Annotated in this window: 20 protein-coding genes and 3 tRNA genes; 8 read left to right on the forward strand and 15 right to left on the reverse strand. The window is 74.0% G+C overall.

Annotated elements, in window-relative coordinates; translation table 11 throughout:
• Positions 1–75: 75 nt before the first annotated feature.
• On the reverse strand, positions 76–1,101 hold the full coding sequence (locus PUR71_RS33890) for an NADP-dependent oxidoreductase (protein WP_329931052.1): 1,026 nt from the start codon (positions 1,099–1,101) through the stop codon (positions 76–78).
• Positions 1,102–1,222: 121 nt separating this feature from the next.
• Here PUR71_RS33890 and PUR71_RS33895 point away from each other — a divergent pair, with 121 nt between their 5' ends.
• On the forward strand, positions 1,223–1,690 hold the full coding sequence (locus PUR71_RS33895; RefSeq protein ID WP_329931053.1) for a MarR family winged helix-turn-helix transcriptional regulator: 468 nt from the start codon (positions 1,223–1,225) through the stop codon (positions 1,688–1,690).
• Between the two features lie 119 nt (positions 1,691–1,809).
• A complete protein-coding gene (locus PUR71_RS33900; RefSeq protein WP_329931054.1) occupies positions 1,810–3,300 on the forward strand; it encodes an LCP family protein in 1,491 nt (496 codons plus the stop codon).
• A gap of 13 nt (positions 3,301–3,313) precedes the next feature.
• On the opposite strand, the gene PUR71_RS33905 is transcribed toward PUR71_RS33900, so the two are convergent.
• The 9 genes from PUR71_RS33905 to PUR71_RS33945 all read right to left on the reverse strand — a co-directional run bounded on the left by PUR71_RS33905 (position 3,314) and on the right by PUR71_RS33945 (position 10,374).
• The gene (locus PUR71_RS33905) at positions 3,314–4,231 is read right to left on the reverse strand and encodes a 1-aminocyclopropane-1-carboxylate deaminase/D-cysteine desulfhydrase (RefSeq protein ID WP_329931055.1); all 918 of its coding nucleotides are present in this window, start codon (positions 4,229–4,231) and stop codon (positions 3,314–3,316) included.
• Between the two features lie 9 nt (positions 4,232–4,240).
• Positions 4,241–4,888, reverse strand: coding sequence for a response regulator transcription factor (locus PUR71_RS33910; RefSeq protein ID WP_329931056.1), 648 nt, complete (start codon positions 4,886–4,888; stop codon positions 4,241–4,243).
• Positions 4,889–4,898: 10 nt separating this feature from the next.
• Positions 4,899–6,194 carry a sensor histidine kinase gene (locus PUR71_RS33915; RefSeq protein WP_329931057.1) on the reverse strand — a complete coding sequence of 432 codons (1,296 nt, stop codon included), beginning with the start codon at positions 6,192–6,194 and terminating at the stop codon, positions 4,899–4,901.
• Positions 6,185–6,934 carry an ABC transporter permease gene (locus PUR71_RS33920; RefSeq protein WP_329931058.1) on the reverse strand — a complete coding sequence of 250 codons (750 nt, stop codon included), beginning with the start codon at positions 6,932–6,934 and terminating at the stop codon, positions 6,185–6,187. Before PUR71_RS33920 ends, PUR71_RS33915 begins: the two co-directional genes overlap by 10 nt.
• 41 nt (positions 6,935–6,975) lie before the next feature.
• A complete protein-coding gene (locus tag PUR71_RS33925; RefSeq protein ID WP_329931059.1) occupies positions 6,976–7,878 on the reverse strand; it encodes an ABC transporter ATP-binding protein in 903 nt (300 codons plus the stop codon).
• A gap of 269 nt (positions 7,879–8,147) precedes the next feature.
• On the reverse strand, positions 8,148–8,795 hold the full coding sequence (locus PUR71_RS33930) for a GOLPH3/VPS74 family protein (RefSeq protein ID WP_329931060.1): 648 nt from the start codon (positions 8,793–8,795) through the stop codon (positions 8,148–8,150).
• A 43-nt stretch (positions 8,796–8,838) separates the two neighbouring features.
• Positions 8,839–9,063 (reverse strand): hypothetical protein, encoded by a 225-nt coding sequence (locus tag PUR71_RS33935; protein WP_329931061.1) that lies wholly within the window; start codon positions 9,061–9,063, stop codon positions 8,839–8,841.
• 13 nt (positions 9,064–9,076) lie between these two features.
• The gene (locus tag PUR71_RS33940; protein ID WP_329931062.1) at positions 9,077–10,030 is read right to left on the reverse strand and encodes an SPFH domain-containing protein; all 954 of its coding nucleotides are present in this window, start codon (positions 10,028–10,030) and stop codon (positions 9,077–9,079) included.
• Between the two features lie 270 nt (positions 10,031–10,300).
• Positions 10,301–10,374 (reverse strand) — tRNA-Ile (locus PUR71_RS33945).
• 197 nt (positions 10,375–10,571) lie between these two features.
• On the opposite strand from PUR71_RS33945, the gene PUR71_RS33950 reads away from it, so the two are divergent.
• Both PUR71_RS33950 and PUR71_RS33955 read left to right on the forward strand, forming a co-directional pair.
• Positions 10,572–11,432, forward strand: a complete 861-nt coding sequence (locus PUR71_RS33950) for a trypsin-like serine peptidase (protein WP_329931209.1) — start codon at positions 10,572–10,574, stop codon at positions 11,430–11,432.
• 143 nt (positions 11,433–11,575) lie between these two features.
• Positions 11,576–12,322 (forward strand): trypsin-like serine peptidase, encoded by a 747-nt coding sequence (locus PUR71_RS33955; protein WP_329931063.1) that lies wholly within the window; start codon positions 11,576–11,578, stop codon positions 12,320–12,322.
• A 115-nt stretch (positions 12,323–12,437) separates the two neighbouring features.
• Here the strand turns inward: PUR71_RS33955 and PUR71_RS33960 are convergent.
• Both PUR71_RS33960 and PUR71_RS33965 read right to left on the reverse strand, forming a co-directional pair.
• A tRNA-Asn gene (locus PUR71_RS33960) sits at positions 12,438–12,510 on the reverse strand.
• Positions 12,511–12,572: 62 nt separating this feature from the next.
• Positions 12,573–12,645: transfer RNA gene (locus PUR71_RS33965), tRNA-Asn, on the reverse strand.
• Positions 12,646–12,886: 241 nt separating this feature from the next.
• Between PUR71_RS33965 and PUR71_RS33970 the strand changes: the two genes are divergently transcribed.
• The 4 genes from PUR71_RS33970 to PUR71_RS33985 all read left to right on the forward strand — a co-directional run bounded on the left by PUR71_RS33970 (position 12,887) and on the right by PUR71_RS33985 (position 17,728).
• The gene (locus PUR71_RS33970; protein ID WP_329931064.1) at positions 12,887–13,180 is read left to right on the forward strand and encodes a hypothetical protein; all 294 of its coding nucleotides are present in this window, start codon (positions 12,887–12,889) and stop codon (positions 13,178–13,180) included.
• Positions 13,181–13,287: 107 nt separating this feature from the next.
• Positions 13,288–14,721, forward strand: a complete 1,434-nt coding sequence (locus tag PUR71_RS33975; RefSeq protein ID WP_329931065.1) for an FGGY family carbohydrate kinase — start codon at positions 13,288–13,290, stop codon at positions 14,719–14,721.
• Positions 14,722–14,824: 103 nt separating this feature from the next.
• Positions 14,825–16,228, forward strand: a complete 1,404-nt coding sequence (locus PUR71_RS33980) for a glutamate decarboxylase (protein ID WP_329931066.1) — start codon at positions 14,825–14,827, stop codon at positions 16,226–16,228.
• Between the two features lie 426 nt (positions 16,229–16,654).
• Positions 16,655–17,728, forward strand: coding sequence for a helix-turn-helix domain-containing protein (locus tag PUR71_RS33985; protein WP_329931067.1), 1,074 nt, complete (start codon positions 16,655–16,657; stop codon positions 17,726–17,728).
• A 9-nt stretch (positions 17,729–17,737) separates the two neighbouring features.
• Here PUR71_RS33985 and PUR71_RS33990 read toward each other — a convergent pair whose 3' ends face one another.
• The 3 genes from PUR71_RS33990 to PUR71_RS34000 form a co-directional block, all read right to left on the reverse strand.
• Positions 17,738–18,982 (reverse strand): RNA polymerase sigma factor, encoded by a 1,245-nt coding sequence (locus PUR71_RS33990; protein ID WP_443077665.1) that lies wholly within the window; start codon positions 18,980–18,982, stop codon positions 17,738–17,740.
• A 159-nt stretch (positions 18,983–19,141) separates the two neighbouring features.
• Complete coding sequence (dnaG, locus tag PUR71_RS33995; protein ID WP_329931068.1) at positions 19,142–21,043, reverse strand: DNA primase; 1,902 nt, start codon at positions 21,041–21,043, stop codon at positions 19,142–19,144.
• 58 nt (positions 21,044–21,101) lie between these two features.
• Positions 21,102–22,415: a deoxyguanosinetriphosphate triphosphohydrolase gene (locus tag PUR71_RS34000; RefSeq protein WP_329931069.1), complete on the reverse strand. Its 1,314-nt coding sequence runs from the start codon at positions 22,413–22,415 to the stop codon at positions 21,102–21,104.
• Between the last annotated feature and the right edge of the window lie 47 nt (positions 22,416–22,462).

Consider the following 22,462-nt stretch of genomic DNA (forward strand, 5'->3'; position numbering starts at 1 on the left):
CGCCGTGCATGCAAACCGCCCCGCGCGCCCGGTGGGCGGCGGGGCGGCGGGGCGGCGGGATCCGCTGATGGTGGGTCAGGCGTCCAGGCGGACGACCATCTTGCCGGTGTTGACGCCGCGCAGCAGGTCGATGAAGGCCCCGGCCGCGTTGTCGAAGCCCTCCACCACGGTTTCGCCGGAACGGAGTTCGCCGGCCGCGAGCCAGCCCGCGACCTCGGCGACGAACTGCGGCTGGAGCGCGGCGTGGTCGCTGACCAGCATGCCCTCCAGGCGCAGCCGCTTGCCGATCGCCTGCGCGAGGTTGCGCGGGGCGGCGGGCGCGGTGGTGTCGTTGTACTGGGCGATCGCGCCGCAGAGCACCGCGCGGCCGTGCACGCCGAGCGCGCCGATCGCGGCCTCCAGGTGCTCGCCGCCGACGTTGTCGAAGTAGAGGTCGATGCCCTCCGGAGCGGCCTTGGCCAGCTGCTCGGCGACCGGGCCGTCCTTGTAGTTGAAGGCGGCGTCGAAGCCGTACTCGTCCACCAGCGTGGCGACCTTCTCCGCGGAGCCGGCCGAGCCGACCACCAGGGAGGCGCCCTTGAGCCGGGCGATCTGACCGACCAGCGAGCCGACCGCGCCGGCCGCGCCGGAGACGAAGACCTTGTCGCCCTCCTTGAGGGCGCCCACGGCGAGCAGGCCCGCGTAGGCGGTCAGGCCGGGCATGCCGAGCACGCCGAGGTAGGCGGAGAGCGGGGCGGCGGAGGCGTCGACCTTGACGGCGCGCTCGGCGGCGACGGTCGCGTACTCGCGCCAGCCGAGGCCGTGCAGCACGGCGTCGCCGGGGGCGAAGCCCTCGGCCTCCGAGGCGACGACGTAGCCGACGGCCCCGCCGTCCATGGCCTGACCGAGCTGGAACGGCGGCACGTACGACTTCACGTCGTTCATCCTGCCGCGCATGTACGGGTCGACCGAGAGGAAGGCGTTGCGGACCAGGATCTCGCCCGGCCCCGGAGTGCGGACCGGGGCCTCGACGAGGGCGAAGTCGGCCGGGACCGGCCAGCCCTGCGGACGCGCGGCGAGGTGCCATTCACGGGCGGTGGCGGGCGCTGCCTGCTCTGCCATCGGACTGCTCCTTGTTTCCTCGTAGGGATCGGCGGTGTCTCACACCTGAAAGGTTGAGTTGCTGAAGTAACGATGGACGTGAAAGGTTCAGGTTGTCAACTTTTCAGGTAGACTGTGCCGCATGGAGACGCAGCCGACCGCGGCCGCCACGCCGCAGCAGCCCGACGAGATCACCCGCGAGGTCGTCGACCTCATGGCCAACCTGGTCGCCCTCTTCCACCGCGAGTACGAGGACGCCGCGGCCGCCCGGTCGCTCACCGGGGCCCAGGCCAAGGTGCTCGCGCTCCTGCGCCGGGGGCCGATGCCGATGCGGCAGATCGCCCAGACGCTCAGCTGTGAGCCGTCGAACATCACCGGCATCGTCGACCGCCTGGAGTCCCGCGGCTTCGTGACCAGGGAGGCCGACCGGCAGGACCGCCGGGTCAAGCTGGTCGCCGCCACCGACAGCGGCGCCGCCGCCTCCGAGGAACTGCGCGAGTCGCTGAACTTCGCCCGCGAGCCGCTGGCCGCGCTCGGCCAGGACGAGCGGACCGTCCTGCGCGACCTGCTCCGGCGGATGCTCACGGGCGCCTCCGGCCCCGGAGCGTGACCAGCATCACAGGCGCGGGCGTCGAACCAGGGCCTTCACCGAGGTAACCGAACGCCTTCCCGAAACGTCTAATGTTCGAACACCGAACAGCAGCAGACGAAGACGGGGGGACCGCGACGATGAGCAGCAGCTCGCCCAGGCGGCGTTTCCTGCGGACCGCCATCGGCCTGGCCGCCGTCCTGGTGCTGTCCGTCGTGGGGGCCGGTGCCTGGTTCTACCACCGGCTCGACCACAACATCACCACCTTCGACGCGGGCGGCGTCGCCACCGAGCGCCCGCCCGCGCCCGCCCCGGTCTCGCCGGGCGCCCAGGTGCCGGTCAACGTCCTGCTGCTCGGCTCGGACACCCGGGACGACGGCAACAACGCGCTCGGCGGCGGCGACGAGGGCGTCGGCAACTCGGACACCGCGATCCTGGTGCACGTGTACGCCGACCACAAGCACGCCGTCGGCGTCTCGATACCCCGGGACACCCTGGTCACCATCCCGTCCTGCAAGCTGCCGGACGGCACCTGGACCAAGCCGCGCAACGACCAGATGTTCAACTCGGCCTTCAGCCTCGGCGAGTTCGCGCACGGCAACCCGGCCTGCACGCAGAACACCGTGGAGAGCCTGACCGGCCTGCGGATCGACCACACCGTCGTGGTCGACTTCAAGGGCGCGGCCGCGATGACCGAGGCCGTCGGCGGCGTGGACGCCTGCGTGCCGAACGACGTCGACCAGTACGGCATCCACCTCAAGAAGGGCCTGCAGAAGCTCTCCGGGCAGTCCGCGGTGGACTACCTGAGAGCGCGGCACGGCATCGGCGACGGCTCGGACATAGGCCGGATGAAGCGCCAGCAGGCCTTCCTCTCCTCGATGATCAAGAAGGTCCAGTCCCAGGGCTTCTCGCTGCCCACCCTGCTGCCGCTGGCCGACGCGGCCACCAAGTCGCTCACCGTGGACGAGGGCCTCGGCACCGCGATGAAGCTCGTGGACTTCGCCCGGTCCGTCCAGGACATCAAGCTCTCCGACGTCACCTTCGTCACGGCGCCCTGGCGCTTCGCCGGGGAGCGCGTCCGCCTGGTGCAGCCGGACGCGGACACCCTGTGGAAGCTGCTCAGGGAGGACCGCACCCTCGACGGCCAGGTGACCGCCGGGACGGGCACCGCCACCGCGTCCGCGAGCCCCGGCGCGACGGCGTCCGCCTCCGCCGGGCCGCTCGCGCCCGAGCAGGCCGCGGCGCCGGTCGTCGTGGTCAACGGGGTCGGCACCTCGGGCCTGGCCGGCTCCGGCGCGGCGGCGCTCAAGGCGCGCGGCTTCACCAACGTCACGCTCGGTGCCAACGACCCCGGGCGGCAGACCACCGTGGTGTCCTACGACCCGGTGCTGAAGGCCGCCGCCGACCAGGCGGCCGCCCTCTTCCCCGGGGCCAAGGCCGTCGAGGAGCCCGGCAGCGGCGCGATCACCGTCACCCTGGGCCGTGACTACCAACCGGCCGGCACCCAGATCAACGCCCTGGACGCGGCCCCCGGCCCGACCGCGACGGTGCCCGGCGCGGTGCCGACGGGCATAGCGGAGAACGAGCGCACCGCCGACACCGACCCCTGCGCGAACCTGACCTTCGGCTAGAGCGGCCCGGCGATCAGACCGGGTCCGGCAGGCCCGTGACGACGGCCGTCAGGCGGGTGCCGCGGGGGAACTCCCCCGCGGTGGCCAGCTCGTGGAGGGCGGCCAGCAGCTTCGCGACGTACCGGCGCTCCAGCGCGATGCCGTGTCGGCGCTCGAACCGCTCGGCGAAGGCCGCGAGTTCGGGCCGGACCTTGCCGTAGCCGCCGCCGTGGTGGGCGTGGTCGATCCGCCAGTTGCCGAACTCCCGCCCGTACGCGGCCCGGTGGAGCCGCGCGACCTCGTCCTCCAGGTAGCCCTCGCCGCCGCGCAACACCGCCACGCCGAGCGCCCGGACGCCGGGCGGCAGGCCGGCGGCGATCCCGGCCAGTGTCCCGCCGGTGCCGACCGGGCAGCAGACGACGTCGCGGGCGCGGAGGTCGGTCAGCTCGGCCGGGATCGCCGCCGCGCCGATCGCGGCGAGCGCGTTGGAACCGCCCTCGGGGAGCACCAGGCACGGGCCCCACCGCCGTTGCAGCGCCTCCAGGCCCTCCGTACCGGGAGTGCCACCGCGGCCGGTCGCCTCGCGGTACTCCGCGCGGGAGAGGAAGGCCAGCCGCATCCCGGCCGCCTCGGCCGCCCGCAGCGACCAGTTGCGCGGCCGGCCGGCCAGCTCGTCGCCGCGGACGAGCCCGACGCTCTCCAGGCCCAGCGCCGCGGCGGCCACGGCGACCGCGCGCAGGTGCGTGGAGTACGCGCCGCCGAAGGTGAGCAGCCGGGTGTGGCCCTGCTCCACGGCCGCCGCCAGGTTGGGCCCGAGCTTGCGCCACTTGTTGCCGGGGACGGTCGGGTGCAGGAGGTCGTCCCGCTTGAGCCGGAGCTCGACGCCGGCCCGGGCGAGCGCCTCGTCGGTGCAGTCCACCAGCGGGGTCGGCAGCAGGGCGGGTTCGAGCATCCCGCAAGGCTACCGAGGCGGCGTCGGGGTCAGCAGGCCCAGGTTGTACCCGGCGGCGACGGCGGAGGCGCGGTCCTTGACGTCGAGCTTCGTGTAGATGTGGATCAGGTGGGTCTTCACCGTCGCCTCGCTGATGAACAGCCGGGCCGCGGCCTCCCGGTTGGTCGCACCGGAGGCGACCAGCTCCAGCACCTCCACCTCGCGCGGGCTGAGCGCCTCCCGGACGGGCTCGCGCACCTGGCCGAGCAGCTTGGCGGCGACGGTCGGCGCGATCACCGAGGCGCCGCGGGCGGCCTCCCGGACTGCGTGGAAGAGTTCCTCGCGGGCCGCGTCCTTGAGCAGGTACCCGGTGGCGCCGGCCCGGACGGCGGGCAGCACGTCCGCGTCGGTGTCGTAGGTCGTGAGCACCAGCACCCGGCTGGTCAGGCCGCGTTCGGTCATCGTGCGGATGGTCGTGACGCCGTCCATCCGCGGCATCCGCAGGTCCATCAGCACGACGTCGGGGAGCAGCGCGGCGATCAGCGGCAGCGCCTCGGCGCCGTCGCCGGCCTCGCCGACCACCTCGAAACCGGGGGCGGCGGTGAACATGCCGCGCAGCCCGTCCCTGACCACCGGGTGGTCGTCGACCAGCAGCAGCCTGATCGGTGTCCCGTTCACGAACGTCCCCTCACTCCTCGATGCCGATCGCCGGCAGGGTCGCGGTCACCGTGGTGCCGGCGCCCGGTTCGGTCTCCAGGTCGAGCCGGCCGGCGAGGCGCTCGGCGCGGCGGCGCATCACGGCGAGGCCGTAGCCGCCGCCGGTGGCCCGGGAGGCCGGTTCGGCGCCCGGGTCGAAGCCGACGCCGTCGTCCCGGACGTCCAGGGTGACCAGGCCGGGCATGTAGGAGAGGGTCAGTCCGACCCGGCCCGCCCGCGCGTACTTGGCGGCGTTGGCGAGCGACTCCTGGGCGATCCGCAGCAGCGTCACCTCGACCTCGGGGTGCAGCGGCCGGGCCTCGCCGGTGACGGTCAGCCCGGCGGTGGTGGCGTTGCGCTCCTGCCACTGCTCGGCGAGCTCGGCCAGCGCCTCCGGCAGGGCGGCCCGCTCCAGCTCCAGCGGGCGCAGCGCGTGGACGGCACGGCGGGCCTGGGTGAGGCTCTCGCGGGCGAGCCCGGCCGCGTTGTCCAGGTGGCGCCGCCACTGCTCGACCGGGGTGTCCTGCTCGCGGGCCAGGTCGGCGGCCTGGAGCTGAGTGACGATGCCGGCCAGGCCCTGGGCGACGGTGTCGTGCAGTTCGCGGGCGAGCCGGCGGCGCTCGTCGGCGGCCCCGGCCTCGCGGGCCTGGACCAGGAGCTGGGCGTGCAGTCCGGCGTTCTCGGCGAGCATCTCGGTCAGCAGCCGGTTGGCCTCGGCGAGTTCGGCGTTGGCGGCCTTGCGGCGCAGGCTCAGCCGGTCGGTGACCTCGCTGAGCGTGAGGATCACGCCGACGACCACCAGGTTGAAGGCCATGACCGCGAGGAGCCCGCCGACCTGGGCGGCGCCGGCCGGCAGCACCCCGCCGGTCTGGGAGAGCGCGCTCGGCACGGTGGTGGCCGCCGCGCCGGCGATCCGGGCCCGGCCGCGCAGGTACTGGGCGGCGTGCAGGTAGCCGGTGAAGGCGAAGAAGCCGAAGTACGGGTTGTCCAGCACCAGGACGGTGATCAGCGCCAGCAGGACGGCGAAGTGGGCACCGGCCCAGCGGGCGCCCCCGTCCGGGAGCGGCCGGCGGTCGAGGGCGGAGCGCAGCACCAGCCACAGGAACGCGGCGGCCGCCGCCGGGAGGGTGGCGGCGGCGGAGCGCGCGGTCGGGACGGGGACCAGGAGGGCCAGCGCGAGGGCGATCAGCAGGGCGACGTAGCACAGCGGGCCGATCAGCCGGTCCAGGCGGTGCTGCCAGTCGCCGAGGGCGCTCTCGTCCGCGGCCGACTCCTTGATCATTCCCATCGGAACAGCTTGGCAGCGGCGCCGCCCGCGAGCACCGCGTACGCGGCGAGTGTGAGCAGGGCCACGGCGTGCGGGAAGTGCCCGTTCCAGGAATCCTGGAGCGCCTGGACGGCGGCGCCGCTCGGGGTGAAGTCGCCGATCCGGTCGAGCAGCGCGGGCGACATCTCGCGGGGCAGCCAGATCCCGGAGAAGAACATCATCGGGAAGAAGGCGAGGGCGCCGACGGCGTTGCCGGCCTTGGCCGACGGGACGAAGGCGGCGATCAGCAGGCCGACCGACATCATCGCGGCGGCGGCGAGCACGAAGGCCAGCAGGAAGCCCAGCGGCTGACGCGGCAGCGGCACCCCGAGGGCGAGCCCGCCGAGCACCACCAGCAGCACCGAGACGCTCGCGATGCCGACGTACATCGGCACGAGCGCGCCGAACAGCAGCCCCGGGCGGACCGGGCTGGCCGACATCCGGCGCAGCACGCCGCGCTCGCGGTAGGCGGCGAGCAGCGACGGCAGACCGTTGAGACCGAGCAGCAGCAGGGTGAAGACGGCCAGGATCGGCGCGTACAGCTGGATGGTGCTCATGCCGTGCAGGTCGGGCGAGGTCCGCCGCAGGGCCGGGATGCAGCCGAGGACGACCAGCAGCAGGACGGGGAAGACCAGGCTGAAGAAGGCGGTCAGCGGGTCGCGGAGGAACAGGCGGGCCTCCACGGTGGCCAGGCGGCGGACGGCGTGGACGGTGTGGTTCATGACGGTGGTCCTTTCAGCGCGGGCGGAGGGGCGACGATGACTCAGGCGTCGTGCCGGGTGAGGGCGAGGTAGGCGTCGTCGAGGCTGTGCTCGCGGATCCGCAGGCCGGTGACGACGATGCCCTCGCGGGCGAGCAGGCCGGTCACCTCGTCGGCGAAGTCCCCGGTGCCGGTGACCTCGATCCGGCCCTCCCGCTCCTCGACGGCGGTGACCCCCGGCAGGGCGGCCAGCCGGGCGGTGTCCAGCGGCGCGGTGGGACGGAAACCCAGGGTGCCGCCGGTGCCGGAGCGGGCGACCAGCTCGGCCGGGGTGCCGGCGGCGACGATCCGCCCGCCGTCCAGGACGGCGGCCCGGTCGCAGAGCGCCTCGACCTCGTCCATGAAGTGCGAGACCAGCACCACCGTCACGCCGTTGTCGCGGATCCGGCGCACCAGCTCCCAGGTGTCCCGGCGGCCCTGCGGGTCGAGCGCGGTGGTCAGCTCGTCCAGGAACGCCACCTCCGGGTCGCCGACCAGCGCGAGGGCGATGAACAGCCGCTGGCGCTGGCCGCCGGAGAGCTTGTCGAAGGGCGTCCGGACCTCGCCGGCCAGCCCCCACTCGTCGAGCAGCTCGCGCGGCTCCCGCGGCTTCGGGTAGAGCGCGGCGTACAGCTCCAGTGCCTCGCCGACCCGCAACGCGCCCTGCAGCTGGGCCTGCTGGAGCTGGATGCCGATCCGGGGGCGCAGCCTGTGCGCGTCGCGGACCGGGTCCAGGCCGAGCACCCGGACGGTACCGGCGTCGGCCCGGCGCAGGCCCTCGCAGCACTCGACGGCGGTGGTCTTGCCGGCGCCGTTCGGGCCCAGCAGGCCGAACACCTCGCCGCGCTCCACGGTGAAGGACACGTCCTCCAGCACCTGGCGCCGCCCGTACGCCTTCCGCAGGCCCGCCACCTCGATCACGGCCATCGTGCCGCTCCCTCCCGTTCGTCCGGGGCGTTCCCCGGCTCACGACGAGCTTCCCGCGCGGGGGCCCCGCGGCGGATCCATCAGCCGGTCAGACCGGTCGGACGATGCGGTGGAGCGCCGATCAACCGATCGGTGGATGGTGCGGGTCCACCGGGTCCACCGGGTGCGCCAGGACCACCGGGACCGCCGGGACCGCCGGGACCGCCGGGGCAGCACGAAGCCCGGCTGCCGTGGACGGCGGCCGGGCCGAGTGGGTCGGGTGGGGGCGGTCAGGACGCGGCGCCCTCCGCACCGCGGGAAGCGGCGATGGCCCGGCGCAGGGCACGCGGGACGGGCCCGGCGGCCGGGGCCAGCTTCTGGATCCGGGCCCGGTGCTCGCGGCCCTGGCGCCACGTCAGGGCCGTGGTCAGCCGGGCCGCGTCGACCAGCGCGACCACGGCCGCGTCCGCCGGGTCGACCCGGCTCAGCGGCGCGCTCAGCGCCGAGGTGACGGCCGCCGCCAGCGCCTTGCGCACCCCGGGCTCCCGCAGCGTGATCCGGCGGCCGGGGAAGATCCCGAGGATCCGGTGCTCCTCGACCCGGATCCGGCCGGCCGCGGCGAGGCCGTCGCGCACCACCCGGCCCGCGCGGCCGGCCGGGCCGAGGCGCCGGCCGATCCAGTGCTGCCAGCTGCGCCGCCGTCCTTCGCGGATCAGCTCCAGCAACGCGGCGGAGAGCGGGTCGAGGCCGTCGGCCGCGGCGCCCTCGACCGCGGCCGGGTGGCGGCCGTCGTCGCGGATCAGTCCGCGCCGCAGCAGCTCGACGAGGGCCGCCGCCCGCAGCACGAGGTCGAGCCTCGCGGTGGCGCTCAGGCGCTCGTGCTCGGGGTTGTAGGCGAGCAGGTACAGCTTCTCCGGCAGGGCCGTGGGCACGTCCATGGGTGCGCTCCAAGCTGAGGACGGTGTGGTGGTGGGCGCCCGGTCAGTCGGCGTCGGTGCCGTCGTCCGGGCTCTCCTTGGGTGGTCGGCCGCGCCGGGGAAGCGTCGCCGCACCGCTGGGCATCCGCCCCGCGTCGGTGAGGGCGCGGCGGAGCAGGAACTCGATCTGTGCGTTCGCGCTGCGCAGTTCGTCCGCCGCCCACCGGGCCAGCGCGTCGTGCACCGCCGGGTCCAGGCGCAGCAGGATCTTCTTCCGCTCGGTCGCCAAACCGCGCCGCTCCTTACTGGTAGAGGGAGCCCGTGTTCACGACCGGCTGGGTACCCCGGTCGCCGCAGAGCACCACGAGGAGGTTGCTCACCATGGCGGCCTTGCGCTCCTCGTCCAGTTCGACGACGTCACGCTCGGCCAGCCGGTCGAGGGCCTCCTCGACCATACCGACGGCGCCCTCGACGATCAGCCTGCGCGCGGCCACCACGGCCCCGGCCTGCTGGCGCTGCAGCATCACCTGGGCGACCTCGGGCGCGTACGCGAGCCGGGTGATCCGGGACTCGACGACCCGCACCCCGGCCGACACGACCCGGGCGGCGATCTCGGCGGAGAGCTTGCGGGTGATCTCTTCGGCGCCGTCGCGCAGCGACAACTCGCCCTCGCGGTGGGCGTCGTAGGGGTAGCTGCCGGCGATGTGCCGCACGGCGGTCTCGGTCTGGATGGCGACGAAGTCGGTGTAGTCGTCGACCTCGAACACGGCCTTGGCGGTGTCCTCGACCTGCCACACCACGACGGCGGCCATCTCGATCGGGTTGCCGTCCGCGTCGTTGACCTTGCTGGTCTCGGTCTCGTGGTTGCGGATCCGGGTGGAGATCCGGCGGCGGCTGGTGAACGGGTTCACCCAGCTCAGGCCCTCGGTGCGGATGGTGCCGCGGTAGTCGCCGAGCAGCTGCACCACCCGGGCCTCGCCGGGCGAGACCACGGTCAGGCCGGCCAGCACCACCAGCGAGGCCAGCGCGAGCAGCGGCCCGACGACCACCAGGGCGGTGCCGAGGCCCTTGGCACCGCCGGCGACCTGCACGCCGCCGACGATGATCAGGGCGGCGCCCGCGACCAGCCCGAGCAGGCCGGCGCCGAGGACCGGCAGACCGGCGGCGGGGGTGATGGGGCGTTCGGTGATCTTGGGGACCGGCAGGTCCAGCACGGGGCCGACTTCTTCGTCCACGGGCATGCGCGGTGTGGTCATGGGACCGACTCCTCCAGGGTGATTCCGCCTAGTAATCAAAGTGATATCACTTTATCAACGAGCGGACCAGGCCCTGTGACGCGACGACGGGAGGTGGTGGCCGGGACACCGGCAAACGTGCTGCTCAGGCGCCCGGAACGTCAGCGGAACGTTCCCGGGCCTTACCAAGTGGGTGAACTTCGGCGTGTAATCACCGCCGGACGGTCGCCGCTCGCCTACAGTTCTCGCAGGTCAGCGACCCCTCGGCCCGATGGGCCGGTCGATCTGGGGTGGGGCGGGTGGGACTCGAACCCACGACCAAGGGATTATGAGTCCCCTGCTCTAACCGGCTGAGCTACCGCCCCGGTTCGCCGCGCGCGCCGGTCGTCGGCCACGGCAGCAGCAGACGGCCCCGAAAGGCCGTCCCGGGCAGCATAGCCGGTCGATCACCCGTGGTGCGCGCCGGGGGCGCACATGGGGTGCGCGGGCGTGCACGCCGTTTCCGTGCGGACCAGTCCGGTTGGCACGCGCGGTGGCGGGCGGGCAGCCTGGGCGGGTGACGATGCGTGAGGCGGGAGTGGCGGCGGGCACCGTGCTGGCGCTGCTGGCGGCGGCCGGCTGCACCACGGCGGCGCGCCCCGGCGCCGGTGCCCCGACCGTCACCTCGGCCCCGGCCTCGTCCGGCGCCTCGTCCGCCGCGCCGGACGGCGCCCACGGCTGGAGCCGCCAGCGCCTCAAGGGCGCGATCGGCAAGCACACCGGGATCACCCGCACCGCCAAGCCCACCGTGCTCAACGGCCTGGTCGGTGCCGTCTTCACCCGCAACGCGGACGGCGACCACTTCTGCACCGCCAGCGTGGTCGACAGCGCCGGCCTGAACCTCATCGTCACCGCCGCGCACTGCGTCTGGGACCCGAAGCTCGGCCAGCGCAGCGACCTGGTCTTCGTGCCCGGCTACCGCAACGGCGACACCCCGAGCGGCATCTGGCCGCTGGTGGCCGTCACCGTTGACAACGGCTGGAAGGACCACGCCGACCCGGACGTGGACGTCGCCTTCGCCGTCGTCCAGGCCCAGAACGGGCAGCAGGTGCAGCAGGTGCTCGGCGCCAACAAACTCGGCGTCAACCTCGGCTACCAGCTGCCCGTACGGGTCACCGGCTACCCCGGCACCAGCGACGTCCCGATCACCTGCTCCAACAACACCGTCGAGCAGAGCCCCACCCAGCTGCGGATCGACTGCCCCGACTACACGGGCGGCACCAGCGGCAGCCCCTGGGTCACCGACTTCGACCCGAGCACCAGGACCGGCACGGTGGTCGGCGTGATCGGCGGTTACCAGGAGGGCGGCGACACCCCCGACATCTCGTACAGCAGCTACTTCGGGGACCGCGTCCAGGCACTCTACGACCGCGCGACCCAGTAGCCGCGCGGGCCCGGCCGCCGCGCCGCGGTGTGATCGAACGACCGGCAGGCAGTGGCGCTGCCGCGCGCGGCCTGGTAGATCTTCCTCACGAACGGCGGATCGCAGGACCGGCGCCCGCCCCGAGGAACGAGACGGAGCCCCCGATGGCCCCCCGCCCGGCACGGCCCGCGCGCGCCGCACGGACGGCCGCGCTGACGGCCCTGTTGCTCGCCGCCGGAACCGCCTGCGCCGGGACGGACAAGGCTCCCACCGCCGAGGTTGCCCAGCAGAGCGCGGCCCGCGACCGCATCGGCACCCTCTCGGTCCGCACCCCGCAGGGCCCGCGGGCCTGCACGGCCAGCGTCGTGCAGAGCCCGGGACGCAACCTGCTGGTGACCGCCGCGCACTGCGTGCAGAACCGCAGGGTCGGCCTGCTGGACGGCCTGGTGTTCACCCCCGGCTACCGCAACGGCTACTCCCCCTACGGGAGTTGGCCGGTGCAGTCGATCATCGTCGACCCGCGCTGGGCGGACGACGCCGATCCCGAGTACGACGTGGCGTTCGTCACCGTCCGCCCGGTCGACGGCCGGCAGGTCGAGGATGCCGTCGGCGGCAACCCGCTCGCCACCGGCCAGGGCTTCGGGCTGGACGTGTCGGTCACCGGCTACCCCAACGAGCGCGACGAGCCGATCACCTGCTCGGCCCGGACCCGCTCGCAGAGCCCCACCCAGGAACGCTTCGACTGCGGCGGCTACACCGACGGCACCAGCGGCAGCCCGTGGCTCACCCCCGGCGGGACGGTCGTCGGCGTCATCGGCGGCTACGAGGAGGGCGGGAACACCCCCGGCACGTCGTACAGCATCACCTTCGACGGCCGGGTCTCCGACCTGTACCGTCAGGCGACGGCCTGACGGCCCGGGTGTGACGGACCCGACACGGGGGCGGACGGCCGGCGGACAACACGAAGGCCCCCCGGTCGTCCGGGGGGCCTTCGCTCTGAGCAGTCACCGGGCGGACCCGGTGCAGCTCCCGCATTTGGACTCGAACCAAAAACCTGCCGGTTAACAGCCGGCTGCTCTGCCAATTGAGCTATGCGGGAACGCGGTACACAACTGCCGTACCACGGACGGAAAAACGGAACCCGAGGGGCCGCTTCCCGAGCTCCCCCAATTGGACTCGAACCAATAACCTGCCGATTAACAGTCGGCTGCTCTGCCAATTGAGCTATGGGGGATCGGCTTCCGCTCCGGCCCCGGTTCCCCGGGCTCCTCGGCGTTCGCTGCGGGACATACATTAGCGCACTCGGGGGGGTGGTCCGCCAATCGCTTTCCCCCGCCGCCCCGGGGCCCCGTGCGGCGTGCCCCGCGCGCGCCGAGCGCACCCCCCGGGGATGCTGGGGACGCGGACGGTTCGCCGTCCCGACGGACGGGTAGGGCAATGCGGCAGAAGGCCGCCAGGAGAGGTGGAATCCGATCATGTGGAAGCTGTCGTTGGCCGTCGGACTCGCGGCCGGCTACGTCCTTGGCTCCCGGGCCGGGCGCCAGCGCTACGACCAGATCGCCAAGGTCACCCGGCAGATCGCCCAGAGCCCCAAGGTCCAGGACGCGACGGACCGGGCCAGGCAGCAGGCCGGCGCGGTGGCCGGGAAGGCCGCCGGCGCGGTCGCGGACCGGGTCGGCGACCACCTGCCGGCCGCCGTGACCGACCGGGTGCCGTACTTCAACCGGTCCCGCCCGCAGGACGACGGCTGGGGTACCTTCCGGCCGTGACACCCCGGTGAAGCCCGGGTGTCCGGGGCCTCGTCGACAGGTACCGAACGGGCAAAGGCCTCCCCGGTCCGGACGCGTCCCGGGCCGGGCTGAGGCATGATCTCGACATGGCCATCGTCGCGGGGATAGACAGCTCGACCAGTCGCACCCGGATCGTCGCGTGCGACGCCGAGACCGGTGCCGTGCTGCGCTCCGGGACGGCGCCCCACCCCGTGCCCGAGGGCACCGAGACCCGGGCCGGCGAGGCCGACCCGCAGGTCTGGCTGCACTCCCTCGGCGACGCGGCCGCCGGCGGCCTGCTGGAGGGCGTCCGGGCGATCGGCGTCAGCGCGCAGCAGCACGGCATGATCGGCCTCGACGCGGGCGGCGTGCTGGTGCGGCCCGCGATCCTGTGGCACGACCCGCGAGCCAGCGGGGCCGCCGCCAAACTGCTCGACGCCCTCGGCGGCCCAGCCGCCTGGACGGCCGCGATCGGCGCCGTCCCCGGCCCGACGTACACGATCGCCAAGCTGCGCTGGCTGGCCGAGTTCGAGCCCGCCAACGCCCGCCGGGTGGCCGAGGTGCTGCTGCCGCACGACTGGCTGGTGGCACAGCTGCTCGGCAACCCCAAGCGCCGCACCACCGACCGGGGAGACGCCTCCGGCACGGGCTACTGGTCCCCGATCACCGGCGAGTACCGGCAGGACCTGGTGGAGCTCGCGCTCGGCCACGAGCTGAAGCTGCCCGAGGTCCTCGGCCCCGCCGAGCCCGCCGGGCACACCCCCGAGGGCCTGCTGATCTCGGCCGGCACCGGCGACAACATGGCCGCCGCGCTCGGCCTCGGCCTTCGCCCCGGCGACGCGGTGGTGTCGCTGGGCAGCTCCGGAACGATCTTCGCGGTGCACGACCGGGCCGTCGTGGACCCCACCGGGCTGGTCTCCTCCTTCGCCGACGCCACCGGCCACCACCTGCCGATGGTCGCCACCCTGAACGCCGCCCAGGTGCTCCGCTCCACCGCCGCTGTGCTCGGCCAGGACCTCGAGGGCCTGAGCGACCTCGCCCTGCACTCCTCCCCCGGAGCGTACGGCCTCGTCCTGCTGCCCTACCTGGACGGCGAGCGGACGCCCGCCCTGCCGCACGCGGCCGGCACCCTGACCGGCCTGCGGGCCGAGTCGATGGCCCCGCAGCACCTGGCCCGCGCCGCCGTCGAGGGCATGCTCTGCAACATCGCGGACGCCCTGGACGTCCTGCGCGGCCAGGGCGTGGGAATCAAGCGGGTGTTCCTGCTGGGCGCCGCCGGGCGGCTGCCGGCCGTCCGGCACGTGGCCCCGCTGGTCTTCGGCGTCCCCGTCGTGATCCCCCCGCCGGGCGCCCACGCCGCCCGCGGGGCCGCCCGGCAGGCCGCCTGGGCGCTGGCCGGCACGGCCGAGCCGCCGCAGTGGGAGCCGGCGGAGGCCGAGACCGTCGAGCCCGAGGGCGACCAGGACCTCGCGATCGGATCCGCGGTGCTGCGCCAGTACCGGGCCGCCCGCGAGCGGATCCACCCGGAGACGGCCGCCTGAGCCGTTCGGCCCCGCGGATCCGCCCGGTGAAGGTGCGTCAGCCCGTCCCGGGTGGCAGCGTGGAACGGGACACGGCCACCCGACCGAAGGGCGACAGGCACCCATGGCGCTGCACAAGGGGGCCGGCGACGACCGCCGGCTGAACATCAGTCCGTTCGTGGCCACCGCCGACCCGCTCGGCGCGATGGAACTGGCGCCGCCGCTGCACCGCCTCGGCGACGGCCCCGTCCCGGCCGACACCGCCTACCAGCTGATCCACGACGAGCTGATGCTGGACGGCAACGCCAGGCTCAACCTGGCCACCTTCGTCACCACCTCGATGGAGGTGCAGGCCACCCGGCTGATGACCGAGTGCGTGGACAAGAACATGATCGACAAGGACGAGTACCCGCAGACCGCCGAACTGGAGCGGCGCTGCGTGGCGATCCTCGCCGACCTGTGGCACGCCCCCGACCCGGACGGCGCCGTCGGCTGCTCGACCACCGGCTCCAGCGAGGCCTGCATGCTGGCCGGCCTCGCACTCAAGCGCCGCTGGATGCGCCGCAACCCCGAGCGCTACGCGGCCGGGGCCAGGCCGAACCTGGTGATGGGCGTCAACGTCCAGGTGTGCTGGGAGAAGTTCTGCACCTTCTGGGAGGTCGAGGCCCGCACCGCCCCGATGGAGGGCGACCGCTTCCACCTGGACGCCCCGCAGGCCGTCTCGCTGTGCGACGAGGACACCATCGGCGTCGTCGGCGTCCTCGGCTCCACCTTCGACGGCTCCTACGAGCCGATCGCCGAGATCTGCGCCGCCCTGGACGAGCTCCAGCGGCGCACCGGCCTCGACGTCCCGGTGCACGTGGACGGCGCCTCCGGCGCCATGGTGGCGCCCTTCCTCGACCCCGACCTGGAGTGGGACTTCCGGCTGCCCAGGGTCGCCTCGATCAACACCTCCGGCCACAAGTACGGGCTGGTCTACCCCGGCGTCGGCTGGGCGCTGTGGCGCGACAAGGAGGCGCTGCCGGAGGAGCTGGTCTTCCGGGTCAACTACCTCGGCGGCGAGATGCCCACGTTCGCGCTCAACTTCTCCCGGCCCGGCGCCCAGGTCGTCGCGCAGTACTACACCTTCCTGCGGCTCGGCCGGGACGGCTTCCGGGCCGTCCAGGGCGCGTGCCGGGAGGTCGCGACCTACCTGTCCGAGAGGATCGGCGAGCTCGACGGCTTCCGGCTGCTCACCCGGGGCGACCAGCTGCCGGTGTTCGCCGTCGCCACGGACGACGGCGTCCCCTTCGACGTGTTCGACGTGTCCCGGCGGCTGCGCGAACGCGGCTGGCAGGTGCCCGCGTACACGTTCCCGGCCAACCGGGAGGACCTGTCGGTGCTGCGGATCGTGTGCCGCAACGGCTTCTCCCGGGACCTCGCCGACCTGCTGCTGGCCGACCTCGACCGGCTGCTGCCGGAGCTGAAGCGCCAACCCGTCCCGTTGAAGGAGCTCGGGGTGCCGGCCCGGACGGGGTTCCACCACTGAACCGTCCCCGCCGGACCTCCCGGTGAACGGCCACGACGGGGAGGGCGCCGGAGCGCCCTCCCCGTCGTGCGTCCCGGTACATCCGGGGCAGCCTCCCCCCGCGAGGCTGCCCCGGACGGTGGGGGTACCGGGACCCGGGCGCCGGACGGCCGACCGCTGAACGGTCCGCGTCCGAACGAAGCGTCCGGTGGGCGAACCGCACCGGCTAGAGAACTGTGCACGACGGGGACACGATTGTTCGAGCGTCTCCGGGGGTTGTGAGACACTTCGGACCGTCTCAGCGCCAGGACCTGGGGTTTGGGACGGCCGAAGGGTGAGGTTGGAGAAGCGGAGACACCCGAACGGCCCGGGATCGGAGCCCCTCTCACCCCGGAGCTCCCCCGATCGATCCCCCGATCCACCGTCTCGAATGCATGGAAGGGCCGCATGGGTTCCGCCTGGAAGCAACTGCCCGAGGAGCTGACCGGGCCCGCTCGTAGCCTTGCCGAGGAACTGCGCACGCTCAAGGACGCCGCCGGTCTGTCGCTGTCCGAGCTGGCCACCCGGACCCACTACAGCCGGGCTTCCTGGGAGCGTTGGCTGAACGGCAAGCGGATCATCACCGAGCAGGCCCTGGACGCGCTGATCGGGGCCGTCGAGTGCGACGGACCCGCGCTGCGGGCGCTCTGGCAGCAGGCCGTGGCCTGGCCGGCGGACGCGGAAGCCGGTGCGCAGGACACGCCCGCGGAGGAAACGCCCGCGGAGGCCACCGCCGCCCCCGCGGTCGACGTCCTGGCGGGCGCCGCGGCGCCCGCGGACGGGCAGGACGCCGCCGGACCGGCCGAGGTCCTGCCGGCCGGGGAGCCCGAGCCCGCCACCACCTGGTGGCGGCGCCGCGCCCCGCTGCTGGCCTGCGCGGCCGTGGCCGCCGCCGTGCTGGTGCTGGTGGGCCTGCGGGCCGCCCGGCACGACGGACCGTCCGCGCCCGTCGCCGATCCCGCCACCGTCTCCGCCCCCGCGACCGTGCCGGTCTCCGCCAAGCCCGTCTCGTCGGAGCCCACCTGCCAGGCGATGGGCTGCGCGCACAAGGACCCCAAGGCCACCGGCTGCGGCAAGGACGCCCGCACGCTGCAGACCGACGTCATCGGCAAGGTCGTCATCTACCTCCGCTACAGCCAGCGGTGCCAGGCCGCCTGGGCGGCGATCACCGAGGGCCAGCCGAACGACTTCGCGACGATCACCAGCAGCACCGGCGAGAGCGAGCAGGCGCTGATCCACTGGGGCTACGACAACTACTCGGCCATGCTGAGCGCAGCGGACCCGGCCGCCACCTTCCAGGTCTGCGGGCACCAGCCCGAGGGCAACCTGTGCATCACGCCGATCACCGACCTGGCCGGCGTGGTGGCGTCCACGCCGATCCCGATCGGGCCCGCCTCGCCGCCCCCGGGGATCGGGGGCACGGCGAGTCCCACGGCCGGCGCCACCGCGAGCCCGTCCGCCGCTCCCACGGCCGCGTCGTAGCGGTGACGCTCAGTCGAGGTACCCGCGCAGCTGCGCGGCGAAGGCGTGCTCGCGGAGCTTGACCAGCGTCTTCGACTCGATCTGGCGGATCCGCTCGCGCGTCACCCCGAACACCGACCCGATCTCCTCCAGCGTGCGCGGGCGTCCGTCGTCCAGCCCGTAGCGGAGCTGGACGACCTGGCGCTCGCGCTCGCCGAGGGTGGCCAGCACCGCGTCCAGGTGCTGGCGCAGCAGGAGGAAGGTCACGGACTCGGCGGGCGAGGCGGCGTCGGCGTCCTCGATCAGGTCCCCGAGCGCGACGTCGTCCTCCTCCCCCACGGGGGTGTGCAGCGAGATCGGCTCCTGCGCCAGCCGGAGCAGCTCGCGCACCCGCTCCTCCGTCAGTTCGAGCGCCGTCGCGACGTCGGCCGCGCCCGGCTCGACGCCGCGCTCCTGGAGCAGCGCCCGCTGCACCCGGACCACCCGGTTGATCAGCTCGACCACGTGCACCGGCACCCGGATCGTCCGGGCCTGGTCGGCCAGGGCCCGGCTCATCGCCTGCCGGATCCACCAGGTGGCGTAGGTGGAGAACTTGTAGCCGCGCGCGTAGTCGAACTTCTCCACCGCCCGGATCAGGCCGACGTTGCCCTCCTGGACCAGATCCAGCAGGGTCAGCCCGCGGCCGACGTAGCGCTTGGCGACGGACACGACGAGGCGCAGGTTCGCCTCGATCAGGCGGCGCTTGGCGATCCGGCCCAGCACGACGAGGGCGTCCAGCTCGTCGGCCAGCGGGTCGGGCGGCGGGGGTTGGCGGTGGAGGCGCTCCTCGGCGAACAGACCGGCCTCGATCCGGCGGGCCAGCTCCACCTCCTCGGCGGCGTCGAGCAGGCGGATGCGGCCGATCTCGCGGAGGTACTGGCGGAGCAGGTCCGCGGCCGAGCCCTCGGCCTCGGGACGGCTCCGGGCCCGGGGCTCCTCGTCGGCACCGGCCTCCGCCTCCGGCTCGGTCTCCGCTTCGGCCCCGTCCTCGGCCGCGTACTCGGCGCTGGGCACCGAGGCATCAGGGGTCTCCGGGGCGTCCGGGGCTTCCCGGGCTTCGGGGTGGCCCTCCGGCAAGCCCTGGGCGGGCACGCGGGCGCCGCCCGGGGGCGGGGCGCCGGCCCGGCCGTGGTCCGCCTCGTCGCCGGGGCCCGGCACCGGGCCGGCGGGCGGGGCGGGGGCATGCGGTCTGTCGGTCGGACTGGACGTCGCGGCAAGGCCTTGGTCCACGGGCATCCCCTCGGGGCGCGCGCGACTCTGGCGGACCCGCGCTGTACGGTGCTGGGACGCCCTCCAGTGTGCGGTACGCCACACTGCGTGGCCGAGACTCGTGCGCCGACTTTCTGGGCGCACCCCGCGCTCCGCGCACCGCCCGCGCCGGTGTCCGTGCCCGCGTCAGAGCGCCGCGGCGCCCCGGCTGCGCAGCTGCTGCCCGTACTGCTGGAGCTGCCACAGCTCCGTCTGCACCGCGTGCTGCTGCTCTGCGTCGGCCCGCGGGCCGAGCCGCTGGAGGTAGCCGCGGACCTCGGCGATCCGCCGGTCGACGGCCAGCAGGCGCAGCTTGACCAGGAACTCCCCCGCGTAGACGGCGTCCGCCTTGCGGCGCGAGCGCACCGGCTCCACGGTCAGCTCGGTCACCAGCGAGCGCACCCGGTCGTCCGGGGCCGCCTCGCGCACCGCGCTCGTGAAGTCCGGCAGGGTCGCCCCGTACGCGGCGCCGCCGGCCTTGGCGATCGCCTGCCGAACGGCCGTGTAGGGCGGGGTCGGGAACTCGTCGTCGCCGTAGTGGTCGAAGGCCGGGCTGACCAGGTCCGGGTGCTGGAGCGCCAGCTTGAGCAGCTCGCGCTCCACGAACTGGGCCGGGTCACGCGGGTTCAGCACGAAGGCGGGCCGGGACGGGCGGACCGGCTCGGGCTCCGGGCGGCGCTGGGCGGCGCCGCGCGGGTTCTGCTGGCGCTCGCGGTCCCAGCGGGCGAGCTGGGAGACCCGGCGGACGACGAAGGGCTCGTCCAGGATGCCGAGCATGCCGGCCAGGCGGACGGCGTACTCGTGCTGGATCGAGCGGTCCTTGATCTTGGCGACGATCGGGGCCGCCTCCTCCAGGGCCGCCGAGCGACCCTCCGGGGTGTCCACCCGGTGCCGGGCCACCGCCGAGGTCAGCGCGAACTCGAACAGCGGGACCGGGTTGTCGATCAGCTCGCGGACCGCCTCGTCGCCCTTGGCCAGGCGCAGCTCGCACGGGTCCATGCCGCCGGGACTGACCGCGATGGAGGTCTTGGCGGCGAACTTCTGGTCGTCCTCGAAGGCGCGCAGCGCGGCCTTCTGGCCGGCCGCGTCACCGTCGAAGGTGAAGACCGTCTCGCCGCGGTACTGGGAGGTGTCCATCAGCAGCCGGCGGATGATCTTGATGTGGTCCTCGGCGAAGGCCGTGCCGCAGGTGGCCACCGCCGTGGTGACGCCCGCGAGGTGGCAGGCCATCACGTCGGTGTAGCCCTCGACCACCACCGCCCGGCCGGACTTGGCGATCTCCTTCTTCGCCAGGTCGATGCCGTACAGCACGTGGGACTTCTTGTAGATCGGGGTCTCGGGGGTGTTCAGGTACTTCGGGCCGTTGTCGTCCTCGCGCAGCCGCCGGGCGCCGAAGCCCACCACCTCGCCCGCGATGTCCCGGATCGGCCAGACCAGCCGGCCCCGGAAACGGTCGATCAGGCCGCCGCGCTGCCCCTGCGAGGCCAGACCGCCGAGCAGGATCTCCTTGTCCGAGAAGCCCTTGCCGCGCAGGTAGCGGACCAGGTGCTCCCACCCGGCCGGGGCGTAACCGACGCCGAAGGTCTTCGCGGACTCCTCGTCGAAGCCGCGCTCGGCCAGGAAGCGGCGGCCGATCTCCGCCTCCGGCGAGGCCAGCTGCTCCCGGTAGAAGGCGGCGGCCACCTTGTGCGCCTCGACCAGACGGGTGCGCTCGCCCTGCTGGTGGCGGGGGCTGTAGCCGCCCTCCTCGTAGCGCAGGGTGATGCCGGCCTGGGCGGCCATCCGCTCGACGGCCTCGGCGAAGGTGAAGTGCTCGATCTTCATCAGGAAGGCGATGGTGTCGCCGTTCTCCTGGCAGCCGAAGCAGTGGAAGACGCCCTTGGCGGGGTTCACGTAGAACGAGGCGGACTTCTCGTCGTGGAAGGGGCAGACGCCCTTGTACTCGCCACCGCCACCGTTGGTCAGCTGTACGTAGTCGCCGACCACCGCGTCGATCGGCAGTGCGCTGCGCACCGCCTGCACGTCTTCGTCCCTGATCCGCCCGGCCACCCCGGAAGTCTACTGGGGCGGCCGGGGTTTCCGGCCGGGGCGGCCCCCGCCGCTCCGGCTACGTCCAGGCGGCGCCGACGAGTTTGGCGTGGAGGGCCAGGGCCGAGGCGTCGGTGAGGGTGGCGATCTGGTCGATGACCGTCCGCAGGGCCGCCCGGTCGTCCTCGGCCTCGTGGTACTGGGCGGCGAAGACCGGGTCGAGGCCCTCGGGGGCCCGCTCGGTGAGCACGTAGGCCAGCTCGGCGATCACGATCCGCTGGCGGGCCCGCAGCTGGGCCTGCTCGTCGCGCTGCATCACGTAGCGGACGGCGACCGCCTTGAGCACCGCGCACTCCAGCCGGACGTCCCGCGGCACCACCAGCTCGGCCGCGTACCGGGTGAGCCGGCCGGGGCCGTAGCGGGCCCGGGTGGCCTGCTCCGCGGCCAGGCAGAAGCGGCCGATCAGCTGGCTGGTGAGGTCCTTGAGGCCGGCCCGGGCGCGCGCGGTGCCGTCGTAGGAGCGCGGCCACCACTCCTGGGCGAGCAGCCGGTCGAGGGCGGAGGCGAGCTCCTCGGGCTCGGCGTCGCGGGCGTAGCGCTCGGCGACCTTGAAGAGCTCCTCGCGCTCACCGGGGGCGCGCAGCGCAGCCGGGTCGATGTGGCCGGCCTGGAGGCCGTCCTCGACGTCGTGGGTGGAGTAGGCGACGTCGTCGGACCAGTCCATGACGGTGGCCTCGAAGCACTTGCGCCCGGCCGGCGAGCCCGCCCTCAGCCAGCGGAAGACCGGCAGGTCGTCGGCGTAGACGCCGTACTTGGGCGAGGCCGGGTCGAGCGGGTGGGCGCCGTGCGTCCACGGGTACTTGGTGGCGGCGTCGAGGGCGGCGCGGGTCAGGTTGAGGCCGACGCTGCGACCCGGCCAGGGAGCGAGACGGGCGGCGGGCGGCGCGTCCTGCGGGGCGAAACGCTTGGGTTCGAGGCGGGTGAGGATGCGCAGGGACTGAGCGTTGCCCTCGAAGCCGCCGCAGGCCTCGGCGGCCTGGTCGAGGGCCTCCTCACCGGTGTGGCCGAACGGCGGGTGGCCGATGTCGTGGGCCAGGCAGGCCGTCTCGACGAGATCCGGGTCACACCCCAGGGCCGCGCCCAACTCCCGGCCGACCTGGGCGCATTCGAGGGAGTGGGTGAGCCGGGTGCGGGGGAAGTCGCTGCGCATCGGGGCGACCACCTGCGTCGTGCCGGCCAGGCGGCGCAGCGCGGCCGAGTGCAGCACCCGGGCGCGGTCGCGCTGGAAGGCCGTGCGACCGGGACGCTTGTCGGGTTCGGGGACCCAGCGGGCCTCCGCGGCGTGGTCGTACGGGTCGGGGGCGGCGGCGGGGCGGTGCGCAGTGTCGTCCATATGGGAATCACCGTACGCCGCGCCTCCGACACGCGGGATGTGCCGCG

This window comes from Streptomyces sp. SP17BM10 (genome assembly GCF_036322405.1).
GTDB lineage: Bacteria > Actinomycetota > Actinomycetes > Streptomycetales > Streptomycetaceae > Kitasatospora.